The 13,231-nt window shown below is 56.7% G+C and carries 11 protein-coding genes; all 11 read right to left on the reverse strand.

Features of this window, described 5'->3' with window-relative positions:
- Positions 1-35: 35 nt before the first annotated feature.
- Positions 36-1,172, reverse strand: coding sequence for an ABC transporter substrate-binding protein (locus ACJ8PI_RS17870; RefSeq protein ID WP_033636036.1), 1,137 nt, complete (start codon positions 1,170-1,172; stop codon positions 36-38).
- Between the two features lie 86 nt (positions 1,173-1,258).
- Positions 1,259-3,406, reverse strand: a complete 2,148-nt coding sequence (locus tag ACJ8PI_RS17875) for a phosphocholine-specific phospholipase C (protein ID WP_060453172.1) — start codon at positions 3,404-3,406, stop codon at positions 1,259-1,261.
- Between the two features lie 123 nt (positions 3,407-3,529).
- Positions 3,530-4,369: an NADPH-dependent 7-cyano-7-deazaguanine reductase QueF gene (queF, locus tag ACJ8PI_RS17880; RefSeq protein WP_033649092.1), complete on the reverse strand. Its 840-nt coding sequence runs from the start codon at positions 4,367-4,369 to the stop codon at positions 3,530-3,532.
- The gene (locus ACJ8PI_RS17885) at positions 4,347-5,243 is read right to left on the reverse strand and encodes a queuosine precursor transporter (protein WP_004937338.1); all 897 of its coding nucleotides are present in this window, start codon (positions 5,241-5,243) and stop codon (positions 4,347-4,349) included. Before ACJ8PI_RS17885 ends, queF begins: the two co-directional genes overlap by 23 nt.
- On the reverse strand, positions 5,244-5,858 hold the full coding sequence (locus tag ACJ8PI_RS17890; RefSeq protein ID WP_033636033.1) for a helix-turn-helix domain-containing protein: 615 nt from the start codon (positions 5,856-5,858) through the stop codon (positions 5,244-5,246).
- A 529-nt stretch (positions 5,859-6,387) separates the two neighbouring features.
- Entirely contained in the window at positions 6,388-7,689 is a 1,302-nt protein-coding gene (locus ACJ8PI_RS17895) for a cytosine permease (protein WP_033649111.1), read from the reverse strand.
- Positions 7,690-7,709: 20 nt separating this feature from the next.
- Positions 7,710-8,399, reverse strand: coding sequence for a helix-turn-helix transcriptional regulator (locus ACJ8PI_RS17900; protein ID WP_060422946.1), 690 nt, complete (start codon positions 8,397-8,399; stop codon positions 7,710-7,712).
- Between the two features lie 27 nt (positions 8,400-8,426).
- Complete coding sequence (locus ACJ8PI_RS17905; protein ID WP_004937348.1) at positions 8,427-8,837, reverse strand: GNAT family N-acetyltransferase; 411 nt, start codon at positions 8,835-8,837, stop codon at positions 8,427-8,429.
- 427 nt (positions 8,838-9,264) lie between these two features.
- On the reverse strand, positions 9,265-10,179 hold the full coding sequence (locus tag ACJ8PI_RS17910) for an alpha/beta hydrolase (protein WP_164134652.1): 915 nt from the start codon (positions 10,177-10,179) through the stop codon (positions 9,265-9,267).
- A 603-nt stretch (positions 10,180-10,782) separates the two neighbouring features.
- Positions 10,783-11,667 (reverse strand): ATP-grasp fold amidoligase family protein, encoded by an 885-nt coding sequence (locus ACJ8PI_RS17915; protein ID WP_060426977.1) that lies wholly within the window; start codon positions 11,665-11,667, stop codon positions 10,783-10,785.
- A gap of 50 nt (positions 11,668-11,717) precedes the next feature.
- On the reverse strand, positions 11,718-13,013 hold the full coding sequence (locus ACJ8PI_RS17920) for a lysine N(6)-hydroxylase/L-ornithine N(5)-oxygenase family protein (RefSeq protein WP_164098149.1): 1,296 nt from the start codon (positions 13,011-13,013) through the stop codon (positions 11,718-11,720).
- Positions 13,014-13,231 lie beyond the last annotated feature (218 nt).

A 13,231-nucleotide genomic window follows, 5' to 3' on the forward strand; every position in this document is an offset into this window, starting at 1 on the left:
GGAAACAGGGCCCGGCTGGCGGGCCCTGGCGGGGGTTATTGCGGCGTAAGCCAGAAGACGCCGCTGTAATCCAGCGCGGTGAATTTCTGATGCACCATTTCGATATCCGCTTGCGGATCAATATCTTTAAACAGCGCCGGGTGCAGGAATTTGGCGATCGCCTCAACGGCGATAAAGTTGAGCGGCGTGTCGTAAAATTGATGGTAAATCGCCATCACGCGTTTTTCTTTCACCGCTTTCAGCACGTTAATGCCGGTGCGATCCAGCAGATGCGCCAGTTTCTTTTGGCTGGTGGCCATATCGGTAGCGTAACCCAGCGGCACCGCCAGCGTGCCGCGATGCCCGCGGCTCCAGTCGGCGCCGGTCAGCAGATAGAAATCCGGGTTGCTGCTGATCACCTGCTCGACGTTCACTTCACCGCCCATGTCTGAAAACAGCTTGCTGCCGATATTGTTGCCGCCGGCGGTATCGATGAACTGCCCGAAGCTGCCTTTGCCGAAGGTGTTGCAGCACTGATCGCCTTTGATGCCGGCGCTGCGCTCGATGAAGACGCTGGGGCGCTGCTCCGGTTTCAGCGTGGCGACGCGCTGGCGCACCAGCTCGAGGCGCTGCTGATAGAGGCGAATAAAGGCGTCGGCGTTGGGCTGCTCGTCAAACACTTTACCCAACAGCGCCATGCTGGCGACGGTGTTGGTCAGCGGCTGCTGGCGAAAATCGATGATCAGCACCGGGATGCCGACTTTTTCCAGCTGGGTCAGTACGCCGCTGTCTTTCAATTTGCTCAGCAGACCGATGTCGAAAATGATCAGGTCCGGTTGGCGCACCACCGCGCTTTCCACGCTGAAATCACTGGTGTAAGGGTTGTCGAAGGTAGGGATTTGCATGACCTGCGGAAATTTTTTCGCATAGGCCTCAACCAGATCCGGTGCTTTGACCTTCAGCGAGTTGTCCCAGGCGATGATGTTTTTCAGCGGCTGCTGCGGGTGCAGAATATTCAGCGCCAGTAGCGCGCGGGCATCGGCCAGAATAACGCGTTTGGCCGGTTGCGGCAGGGTGACCTGACGGCCGGCGACATCGGTGACGACGATAGGCGCGGCTTGAGCGGCGCCGGCCAACAGCAAAACGCAGGCGGCCAACCAGCGGCCGGCTTTGGCGATAAGAACAGCGGGCATGAAGATCCTTGGGTAATCGGCTGGGAACGAGAACGCAATGATAAGCGATATCCTTTCGCTTTTTGAACTCCCTTGATGCCGATCGATTACCCCTGGCCCATCAGCGGGTCGCTGACGCTGTGTTCGCCATCCTCCAGCCGCCCCGCCAGGCGGCGCAGCCAGCCGTCGGCGCCTTGCAGCGTAAGGTCATACCAACCGCCGCTGGCACGGGTGTCAAACGCTTGCTGGTGGCTGCCGCCCGCCGGCAGCGTGATAGGCCACGGCCCTTGCTGCGTGTAGGGGCAGCGTTCGAGGGTAACCGCTATCGCTTCGGTGCCCGGATTGTTCAGCTGCAGCAGCAGGCTGCGGCCCGTCGGGCGCAAACGCACCTCCGGCTGCGGCCGGCTCAGGGCGCCGCGCAGCTCGCGATGAAAGCCGTTGGGGCCGAGCAACCACAGATGGTACTCACTCTCCGCCAGCCAGTCGTCGCTGACCGCCTTACCCGCCTCGACGGTAAAACGGCGCGGGATCTGCGTCAGATCCCGCCGATCGTAGACGTGAAACACCGCTCCCTGCTCGCCGGTATTGAACAGGTTCAGCGTCACGCGGCGCTGCTCGGCCGCGACGGTGGCTTCGACGTGCAGCTGGTACGGCAACGCGCGGGAAGGGCGTGCCAGGCGGCGTTGATGGGGCAAACGCTGGTGGGCGGGGGATGGCAGCGGCACCTGCGGCAGCTGTTCTTGGCGCAGGCGCAGGCCGTCGGCGGCGTGGCGGCTGGTGGCGGGCAGGCTCGGCAGCGCTTCGCCGTTAGGATCGACAAAGTTGAACGCCGAGGTGAGATCGCCGCACACCGCGCGGCGCCAGGCGCTGATGTTGGGTTCATGCACCTGAAAGCGCTTTTCCAAAAATTGCAGCACCGAGGTGTGATCGAAGACCTGCGAATTGACCCAGCCGCCGCGGCTCCAGGGCGACAGCACCAGCATCGGCACCCGTGGGCCGGGGCCGTAGATGCGGCCGTCCGGCGGCGGTTGATCCTGCGAACCGGGCGGCGCCACGTGCTGGAAGATCTCGGTGTCGAACGGCACGGTCGATTTACCGGCGAAGCTGCCGTCTTCGCGCAGCGAGGGTGCGGAAGGTGAAGGCATATGGTCAAAAAAGCCGTCGTTTTCGTCGTAGTTGACCAGCAGGACGGTTTTACTCCACACCTCCGGGTTGTCGGTCAGCGCGTTGAGGATCTCTTGGGTGAACCAGCCGCCCTGCACCGGGCTGGAGGGATCGGGGTGTTCCGAATAGGCCGCCGGCGCGATGATCCAGCTGACCTGCGGCAGTTTGCCCTGCTGCACGTCGGCGCGAAATCCGGCCAGCATGGCGTCCAGATCGTTGCCGTCGGCGGCCGGCAGGGTGTTGCCGTTGCCCTTGTACAGCGGCGCGGCCTCGTTGAGCGCATCGCTGTAGGGCACGAAGGCGTTGAAGTCTTTCGGCGGCCGCGCCGGATTGCCCACCTGAATGCTGGCGGCGCGGTATTGGCGAAAACCCGCCAGCGGGTTGTCGGTAAAGTTGTCCGGCAGGAATTGATACACCTTCCAGCTGACGCCGCTTGCCTCCAGCCGTTCCGGATAAGTTGTCCACTGGTAGCCAATCTCCGCCGGGCCGGGGCTGTCCCACTCGTTGACCACCACCGCCACGTCGGCGGCGGACGGGCCGTTGGTGCCGGTCCAGTGGAACAGCCGGTTGGTGTTGGTACCGGCGTGAATGGAGCAGTGATAGGCGTCGCACAGGGTAAAGGCGTTGGCCAGCGCGAACTGGAACGGCAGCTCCTGCTGGCGGTAGTAGCCCATCGAGGCCGGCGTTTTGTAGGTGGGCCAGGCGCTCATGCGGCCGTGATCCCAGGCGGCTTGCTCATCCACCCACGAGTGCGGCGTGCCGGTGACGCGCTGGGCGTTGCCGCGTTTGCTGTCCAGGTGGTAGGGCAGCACCAGCCGCTCGGCGCCCTGCTGCTGCCAGACGTGGCGATCGCCGGGCAGTGGAATGGTGAAGCGATCGCTGAAGCCGCGCACGCCAGGCAGGGTGCCGAAGTAGTGGTCGAAAGAGCGATTCTCCTGCATCAGGATCACCACGTGTTCGACGTCGCGCAGGGTGCCGGTGCGGTTATTGGCGGGAATGGCCAGCGCTTTGCGAATCGAGGCGGGCAACAGCGAGAAAGCCGATCCGATGGCGGCAGCCCGCAGGATGTCTCTGCGTGAAAGGTCAGGCATGCGTCGTTAATCTCCGTCAGTGTGCTTTGAAGATAGCCGCTGACGACGATAATGGCGAAAAATAACAGGGAGATGAATGCGAGGGAAACAATGCTCCCCGGCGGGAGCATTGGGGGATAACGCTTACTGTCTGATCAGGCGCCCGAGCGCCGGCGCCGTTTCGAAATCGCTGCGGAAGGGGTTGATGTCCAGGCCGCCGCGGCGGGTGTAGCGCGCGAACACGCTGAGTTTTTCCGGGCGGCAGCTCTGCTTGATGTCGTTGAAAATGCGCTCGACGCACTGCTCGTGGAATTCGTTGTGCTGGCGGAAGGAGATCAGGTAGCGCAGCAGGCTTTCGCGATCGATTTTGCGGCCTTCATAGCGGATCACCACGCTGCCCCAATCCGGCTGGTTGGTGACCAGGCAGTTGGATTTCAGCAGATTGGAAGACAGCGTCTCCGACACCGGTTCCCCTCTCTCGGCCGCGCCGCTCAGGTATTCCGGTTTGAAGGCGAAGTCGTCGACCGCGATATCCAGATCGTCGATATTGATGCCCGGCAGGCGATCGATCTGCGCCGGGTAACCTTCCAGCCCCGGATAGAGCTTGACGGTGACCTGGCCGTTGGCCGCCTGCGACAGATCTTGCTGCATGGCGGCGCTCACCTGTTCCACGCTGTCGAAGCGCGTTTGGTTGAAGCTGTTGAGATACAGCTTGAACGACTTGGATTCGATCAGGTTCGACGAGGAGTGCGGGAAGGTAAATTCGCCGATGCCTACCACCGGCTTACCCTTGGCGTTGAGCCAGGACAGCTCGAAGGCGGTCCACAGATCAAAGCCGCTGAACGGCAGCTGCCGCTCGTCCACGCCGATCAGATCGCGGCCGCGCGCGCGCGGCAAGGCTTCGAGCAATGCGGGAGCATATTGATCCGGATAATCGGAGTTGGCGCCAAGATGGGTGATCTTATCTTGCTTTTGGATATGCATATTCATTGCCCTTTGCTTGTTCGGTATTGATGTAGCGGTTAAACAGACTGCGGGTGGCGTAGATCGGCCCGACGCCCAGCAGGGCGTAAACCACCTTGATCAGGAACTGCGACAGGATCATGGTTTTGATGATGTCCCAGCTCAGCACGTTGTAGAACGCCAGCGTACAGAACACCACGCTGTCGATGGCCGAAGCCACTACGGTACTGGTGATCACGCGCACAAACAGGTAGCGGGAGTTGGTCAACTCTTTGATTTTGCATAGCAGGTAGGAGTTGACGTTCTCGGAGATCAGATAGGCCGCCGACGAGGCCACCAGCACCGCCATGATGCTGTGTACGATGCCGTTGTAGGTCTCGCTGTACTCCCACTGCGGAATGCTCGGCACCAGCGTCGTCACCCAGACCCCCAGGACAAAGGTCAGGTTGGCGATAAACGAGATGATGATGGTGCGCCTGGCCAGCCGCAACCCGTAGAATTCGTTGAGAATGTCCACCAGAATGAACGTGAGCGGGTAGATGAAGATCGCCGGCGGCGTGATGAGATTCAGCACCGGGATTTGGATCGGCTTGACGCCGCACAGCGTTGAGAAAATGTAAATCACGCTGAGCGCCACGGTAATAATCAGGTAGGCGTACCAGGAGCGTTCGTGGCGATCGCTGAGCTCGTAGGCGGTTTTTTGTTGGTTGTCGCCATAGAGTTTGCGGTACAGCGCCTGCAGCTCGTGCCGGCTCAGATCTTCCGATATTTCGCTGTCGGCCAGCTCATTCAGCCCCATGGTAATGGTTTTGCCGGTGGCCAATACCATGACATTGGCCGCGATGGTGCCATGCCGGGTGAAGCCCAACAGCTTGAACTTCTGATTCGGTTCCATTTATAACCTTTCTCCAACGATGTAACCCAGGAATTGCACGGTGTCCTGAGGGCGTTTGTCCATGCTTTCGCTGTCTTTGTCGTCAACCACAAAGAAGCCGCTTTTTCCCGAGTGATACAGCAAAGGCGAATCGCAAATCAGTACCGGCGGACGTTTTATGATGATGATCTCGCCGGGAATAAATGACCCTTTAATTTCGGTCTCTATTTTCATTGCCAACATGTTCGACTCATCGCCGAAGAAATAAGTCAGAGGAAACTCGGTGACCAGTTGCCCGATCTTGCGTTGCGAGACGGCCAGATAGCGCGACTGCGGGATCACCGGAATGGCGGAAGGGTTCTTGTTGCCCTCGGTGGACAGCGTCTCGTTGAGCAGCTCCAGCTTTTCCAGATCGTAGTCTTCGATCTCTTCACAGGAGACACCGAAGAAATCGGAGATCCGATTCACGGTGGATTGCTGAACGTTGTTCACTCTTCCGTCAAGAATTTTGTAGAGAGTCGTGCGTGTCAGGCCACTGCGATTGGAAAAGGAAGCCTTGGTTTCACCGCGGGTACGCATCAGATATTCAATATTTTTAATGATGTTGATTTTGCGCTGTGCGTTGGTGGTTTTCATTGGCTGTCCTTACAAACATTACGCAGGCTTCACTATATCCTACGCACTGGCGTTGTCCAGATAAAAAGGCGCGGACGCGCGGGTAACAGGCTGATTATTGGCGGTAATTATTGTTTCTCGTCAGCCGTTTAGCGCAGTGATGTCAGCGGGGATGGCCTGCTTTCTCTGTGCGAAAGATAAAGCCGTGTAAATCAATTGATTAGGTTTTGCTTATGGAAAAGTGAACACAAAAGCCGGTTTTATGTTTACTTTTATGTTGACCAAAACCGATTTCATGGGCTACTGTTCATGCAAGCTGAAGTTTTTCTTTATGATCAAACACGGAAGCCAACAATTTTTATAATAAAAAGCCCAGAGGGGGCGTTGCCACACTCTGAGCATAATGGATAGCTTGCTACCGACACCAGGGACCCTAACTACCACGGCCGTTTGTCTGCGCGATCGGCCTATTCTTTTGCACTGAATCTCCCTTTTCGAGCATCAAACACTCCCCCGTTACCGGAGGAGTGCATTAACGCGTGCGCGAAAATCAGAGCGATTTCTGTGAGGCCAGCGGTTTTTGCGCCCGGCTGAAGGCCAGTTTGAGCACCCAATACAGCAGGCTGGCGGCCACCAGAGAGTTGATGGTCGGCACGCCCCATTCGGTCGCCAGGCCAACGGCGCCGCCGACGATGCTGGCGACGATCGCCGCCCAGCCGATGGTCGGCGTTTCGCTCGGCAGCTGGCCGGTACGGCGGCTCTCGTCCAGGATCTTGCGGTGGCTGCGCAGCAGGTAATAGTCCACCAGCATGATGCCGATAATCGGCGGGAAGACCACGCCAAGCACCGTCAGGAAGTCGACAAAGCGGTCAAGAATGCCCAGCACCGACAGCGTGGTGCCAAGAATGCCGATCACCAACGTGGTGTAGGTGTACTTCAGCTTTTTGCCGGTGATGCCTTCCACCGCGTTGACGATGCCCAGCGAAGAAGAGTACAGGTTGAGATCGTTGACGCGCAGGGTGGAGAACACCACCACCAGCAAACCGGCGCCGCCGGCCGCTTGTGACATGATGGTGACCACATCGGCGGTGCCCAGGGTTTTGGCGATCAGGATCGCCAGTCCGTTCACCACGAACTCGCCGGCGATGATGGTGAAGAGCGTGACGCCGAGCACGTGCTTGCCGTTTTTGGAGTAACGGGTCAGATCGGGGGTCATCAGGCTGGCCACGATGGCGCCGCCGACGACGATGGTGATGCCGGCGCTGATGGTCAGCGGTTCACCCGGCGGCGCCAGCTGGATGATCTCCTGCAGGTTATGGCCGGAAAGCGCGGTCACCGAAATATAGGCCACCAGCATGATGAACATCGGCACCGCGATACGGGCGGCGATGCGCAGCGCCTTGAAGCCGAATGCCACCAGGATGGTTAACAGCGTGCCCGAGAGCCCGGCGGCCAGGCCGAAGCCCAGCTTATTGCCGAGCGCGAAGTCGAGCGACTTGGCGAAAATGGCGTTCTGAATGCCGAACCAACCCAGCAGGCTGACGGCCACCACCACGCCGATCAGCACCGAGCCCAGACGGCCGAAGCCGCACCAGCGCGCCAGCAGGCTGCCGGAAATGCCTTCGCGCATGCCCGCCAGCCCCAGGCCGTAGGTCACCACGCCGAAGATCAGGCTGCCGACGAAAATGGCGGTGAAGGCGTCAATCAGCGTCATGGAGTTGCCGAGTACGGCGCCGAGCATGAACTGGTCCAGCGCGGTCAACATGCCCATATGTACGATGGCCACGCTTAAAAACGAAACTCGTTTATCCTGCGGCACCCGGGTGAGCGGATAATCTTCGATCTTTATCACGGTGAGATCTTCCTTGCGGTTCAAATAAACTGAATGCCTTTGGTTATCAGGCGATCGGGAATGTAGTTATCCAGATTGGCGTATTTGCAGTATTCCTCAAATTGCTGCTGAGTATGCACGTTGGCCTTCTGGTAAATGTTATAAATGCGGTTTTCGATGGTCTTATTGCTGACGTTATAGATTTTGGCGATCTCTTTCACCGTAAATCGTTGCAGCATAAGGAAAATGACATCGAGTTCGGCACGGGTGAACAGCTCGTTATTGACTTCGGTGGTCAACACGCTGGGTTTTTGCTGATTGATGTATTTCAGCGGCGACAGGCTGTTCATCGGCTTGGCGTTCCAGATCACGCCAATCACCTGTTTGTCATCGTTGTACACCGGCAGCTTTTCGCTGATAAACGGCGTCAGGCTGTCTTTGCCGTACCAGTAGTGCGTTTCTATGACCGTGACCCGATCGCGCGCCGCTTCGGTCATCTTGTCATGCTCGATAAAGTCGGCGGCGGAGTCGGCCCAGTCGGCGGGGAATTCGTGGTCATATTTACCGGCGACGTCGAAATTCAGCGGCGTATTGGTATAGAGATAAGCGGCGCGGTTCATATAGAGGTGGCGGGACAGCTGATCTTTGATGCCCCAGGGTTCGCTCAGGTGCTCCATCATGGTGATGAGGCCCTTAAAATAAGATTCATTATCTTTATGCGATGAACCCATACCCACCTCTGTGCCGCTCAGGCTGCGTTACAGGCTTTTAGCCAGGTAATGGCGGGTGTGGCGATGCGCATAGTCGCCCAGCTCCCCGTAGACCCGGTAGCCCAGTTTTTCGTAGAAGCCTCTGGCCTGGAAATCGAAGGTATCGACATAGGCCATATGGCAACCGCGCTTGCGGGCTTCTTCTTCGGCCAGCTCCATCAATTGGCGGCCGTATCCGCTTTTGCGGCATTGATCGCCGACCCACAGATACTGCACTTCCAGGCCGCCCCACCAGGTGCGCGCGACCAGGCCGCCGACGATCTGCTGGTTGTCGTCGGTGACGGTCAGGAACAGCGGGTGAATGTCTACGGGCTGGGTTTTGTGATTGTGCGCCCAAAGGCTGTCGATAACGAACTCTTCATCCTGCGGGTTGGGTTTGTCGGTGATATTAATATTCATTTTTAATATAATTCCCTGATTTAATTATTCAAAACCGAACTAGGCGCTTTCGCTCCAACCGCTTCTAATATCACTTTAATTAATGTATTTCAAGGGTGGTTTTCACCCTTTTCCACCCGGTGAGCGGGCGCTTATAGTAGGCGTCACAGGGAGAAGAAAATAGTGAAACAGGCGGTATTAAAACGCTGAAATGCCCTGCCAACACCATCTATTCCTACTTGCGCCTCACCAGGGCCCCACCGGGAAAACTGCAGTACTGTATGGCTCCACCGGATAGAGCAAGCTCACTTGCCGACGGGGGAGCCACTTTGTTTTTTGACGCCCCCATCCGCGACCACCCTTCACCGTCTCAGATAGTAAACACTCTTCTCATCAGAAGATATGCGCCGCAGATGAAAATGTGGCCGATACCTTCTGAGACGCGGATTCAGTCCTCTGCGATGACGCTGCTCAGCGCCGGCTCGATGGCCGCGCCCAGCATGGCGCCGTGCCCTAAGGCGGGCCACTCCCGATAGCCGACGGTGAGACCGCCGAGCTGCGCCAGCTGTTCGGCCAGCAAATGCGTTGCATCCGCCGGCAGAGTGGGGCTCTTCACGCCGGGCGGAGCCGCGCGATCGCGTTCCGCCAGGCCAATCCACAGTTGCAGCCTTGTCGCCGGCACCGCACGTCGTTCCGTCATCTGCTGCGCTTCTTGCAGGATCATGCCGTTACCCCACCACAGCGAGGGTTCCACGGCGATGTAGCGCTGGAAGGCGGCGGGATGGGTGAACAGCGTGTGCAGAACGAAAAGCCCGCCGTAGGAGTGGCCCCACAGCGTTTGCCGCTGCGGATCGACCGCCATTTTGGCGGCGATCGCCGGTTTGATCCGAGTTTCAATCAATTGCAGGAACGCATCCGCGCCCCCGCCGGCCCGCGGCGCTTTCTTCATGCCTGCCGGCAGAGGGAGCGTATAGTCGTAGGCGCGGCCGGCGGCATCGATGCGCAGATCGTTGTCATAACCGATCATCACCAGCACCGGCGGCCGCTTCGCCGCTGCCAATTTGGCCAGTAAGGCGGCGTTCAACTCCATCAGCACCGCATTGCCGTCGAGGAAATAAACCGTTGGATAGCCGTCAGGCGCAGGCGCCCGACGCGGCTGGGCGATGCGAACACGGTAATGCCGTTGGCCATCGGCGGAGGTGAAGCGCAGATCGCTGAAACGATAATCCGTAGAATCGCTATCGGCTACGGTAGTGCCGATCTTGCGTTCCAAATCGGGCCTGGCCAGCACGGAGCCCGGCAGCCAAAGGCCGATGGCGAGCGCCAGAAGCGCGGAGATAAAATGCCGGTTGGGCAAGAACATGCGGATCAACATCCTCGAAAAAGGCCGATAGTAGCATCCGTTCGCGTCAGGCAAAAACCTACCTTTAGGGTGGACATTCCGGCCGCGAAACCCGGAAGCGCGCCGCCAGTTGCTTTGCCGGGCTAATAGCAACTCATTGTTATTATTGGTAAGTCAGGAATAAGAAGGATTAGCATTAATTAGAAATGGTTATGATTTTTATTGGAGGAGAAACGGCGAGGGCGGATGAAAACACACGGTTATCAACGATTTTGAGCAAAAAAAGCCCTATAAAATAGGGCAAAGACACACAACAACACCAGGGAAACTTTCCGGTATCTTATATTATAGCTTCCTATACATATAGAACATTTTATTATAAATATGTAAGTGATTCTTATTAATCGTTTAATGCCATTATTTTTCAAATGGTTATGTGGTCTGGCTGAGGTATTGTTCTTGGGGCGGGCGTGGGTTGCCAGGGATTGCCGGCAGGGGTTTTGCTGTAACGGCGGCATGAACCGGCGAGATCGGCGGCCCGATAACCCTCAGGGCAATACCGGCCGGCAGGCCGCGAACATGCCGGCAGGTATTGCCGATCTTCACCGTGGGGCCAGGTGAAAATCAGTGCTGTTGCAGCGTCAGCATCTCGCCAAGCAAAACATCGGTCGGCGGCAGGATATCCGTATCCAGCCCGGCGGAAGGGGTAAAGGTCAGCTCGCCAAAAATGATTCGGCCTTGCGAGATGTAGAAATCAACGCGAACAAACTCGAAGGGCGCCGACAAGCGTGAGGCGTACTCAAACAGCTCATCGTAGCCTTCTGGCTTCACGAAGGCGTCTATTTCTTCCTGGCTCAATGCCAGGCAGTCATCGCTGTAGCACAGAAACTTGAAATCTTTGTCAAAGAAGTAATACTTCGGCGACCCGGTATCCCTGCCGACACACAGTAAGGTGCAGTAAGGCACGCCGCGGAAGCAATAGATCTTATAGTCTTCAGGCCCGTGACCATTGGCCGATTCGATATACTTCTCGCCAATGATCTTTTTTTGTATCCCTTTGTAGTTGAGTTCTACATAGGTTTTCCAATAATCGTCTTTCATCCAGCCGTCGATCAATTTTTTGGCGCTCGTGATATTCAGCAATTTTTTATTCTGGCAAATCAGGTTATACCCGGAACCGTGATTCCCTTTGATCACAAATTTGTCCGGCAACGTGTCCCACGGAATATCGTTTACTGAATCGCAGGCAAAGTACAATTCATTCAGGATCTCTTCGCACCCCTTTTCTTTGATGTACTCTCTCACCGCATATTTATCTGCGCATTGCTTTACCAACGCATTGTGACTATAGCCATTCAACTTCAGGTGATTGATCTTTTCATTCCAGGTGGACGGCGTCTGCAAGTTTAACGGTTTGCCAAACGCTTTTTTGTAGAGCAATCTGGCCTTGAATTCGGGGGCCAATACGGCCAGCTGCTTTATAATAAATTTAATAATTTGTCTTTTCATATACGTCATTCCATCATAGCGCTGTGATAATGATTAAGGCGTGCTCGCGATTAAAACGTGGGAGAGACACCTTCACTTCGCCATTGAATTGCACTCGGCGTTGTACTCAGATCAAACGGCTGTTGTTCTAAAGCGCGATTAAGAATACGGGCCGATCGCCACGCCATCAGGCTCAACTGCGGATCGGCAATGCCGTGATGATGCATACTGGCGTTCATGGCGAATAAGCAGTTCTCCGCAGGGCCTTCCCACTCAAAGGTAAAGTCGGGGGTGATGCGGTATTCGCCATCCGCAGTGGTCAGCAAACGGTGGGCCAAAGGCTCAAGGAACTCTGGCGTTGCCGATTGGTAACCGGTGGCAAAGATCACCACGTCCGCCTTGAAGGCTTCTTCGCCGTGATCGAGATGATGGCGCGTTTCGAGTTGGTAGGCGTTATCCAGCGTGTGTTTCACGGCCGTCAGCGAACGGCTGGGCAGCAGGCGCACCCATAATTTCTCGCGCAGGACGTCGAAGCGGTGGTACATGGCGCGATAAATCGCCAGCAGCGACTCACTGGTGATGCCGTCTGAGGTCATCTTCTGTTCGGCCAGCATATGCCGCTTGGCCACGCTATCCAGCGAGTAAAAGCTCTCGACGTAATCGGGCGTGAAATATTCGTTGGCAAAGGCCGCTTCATCGAGCGCGTTGTAATTGTTGCGGCGCGATATCCAGTCGAGCTGTTCCGGTTGCCCCCATTCCCCTTTAAAAATATTCAGGAACAGGTCGGCGCCGCTCTGGCCGCCGCCGACGATCGCCACGCGTTTGCCTGTCAGATCGGGATTACGCAGCATCATTTCGCTGGCATGGAAACAGCGATCGCTTTGCACCGTCACGCAATCAGGCAACTTTATTTTCTTGCCAATCCCAATGCTGACGTGCCTGGCGTGGAAGACCTTATTCGAGGTGGTCACCACAAACTGACGCTGCCGATCGTCAAACTCGACCCGTTGAACGTCTTGATTAAATGCTAATGAGCGCATGCCGCCGGCGGCCCAGGAGAGGTAATCGGCAAACTCTTCACGCGATGCGGTGCGCTGTTCCGTGGTCAGGAAACGGTAGAACTTCCTGTTTTTTACCAGATAGTTGAGAAAGCTGTACCGGTTGGTTGGGGCAACCGCGCTCACCAGGTCTTTTAAAAAGTTGGTCTGCATGCTGCAATCCGCCAGGATCATCCCTGGGTGCCAGGAGAAATGGGGTTTGCGTTCCAGGAATTGCCCCGTAAATCCCTCTATTTCACTCCCTAAGGCCGCCAGGCTAAGATTCGACGGGCCAAGGCCAATACCGATGATATCCAAACGCTGATTCATTAATAAGCTCCAGTATAATGAGAATAATACCCAGAAATACGGCTGCAGAAGGGCGGCTTATAGCAACCAGGCTGCCTTTTTCTTATAAGTAAGCTTCACGAATTAAATGTAATTAAAAGGTGTGCGGGCCAAAAAATACCGCATTATTTAAATGCCCGTTTAGAATTCGGTAGCACATCAGGTAAAGGCTACGGGCGTATTTCTTTCCATGAAAGTCC

This window comes from Serratia sp. CY82433 (assembly GCF_052166535.1).
In the GTDB taxonomy this organism is placed as follows: domain Bacteria; phylum Pseudomonadota; class Gammaproteobacteria; order Enterobacterales; family Enterobacteriaceae; genus Serratia; species Serratia sarumanii.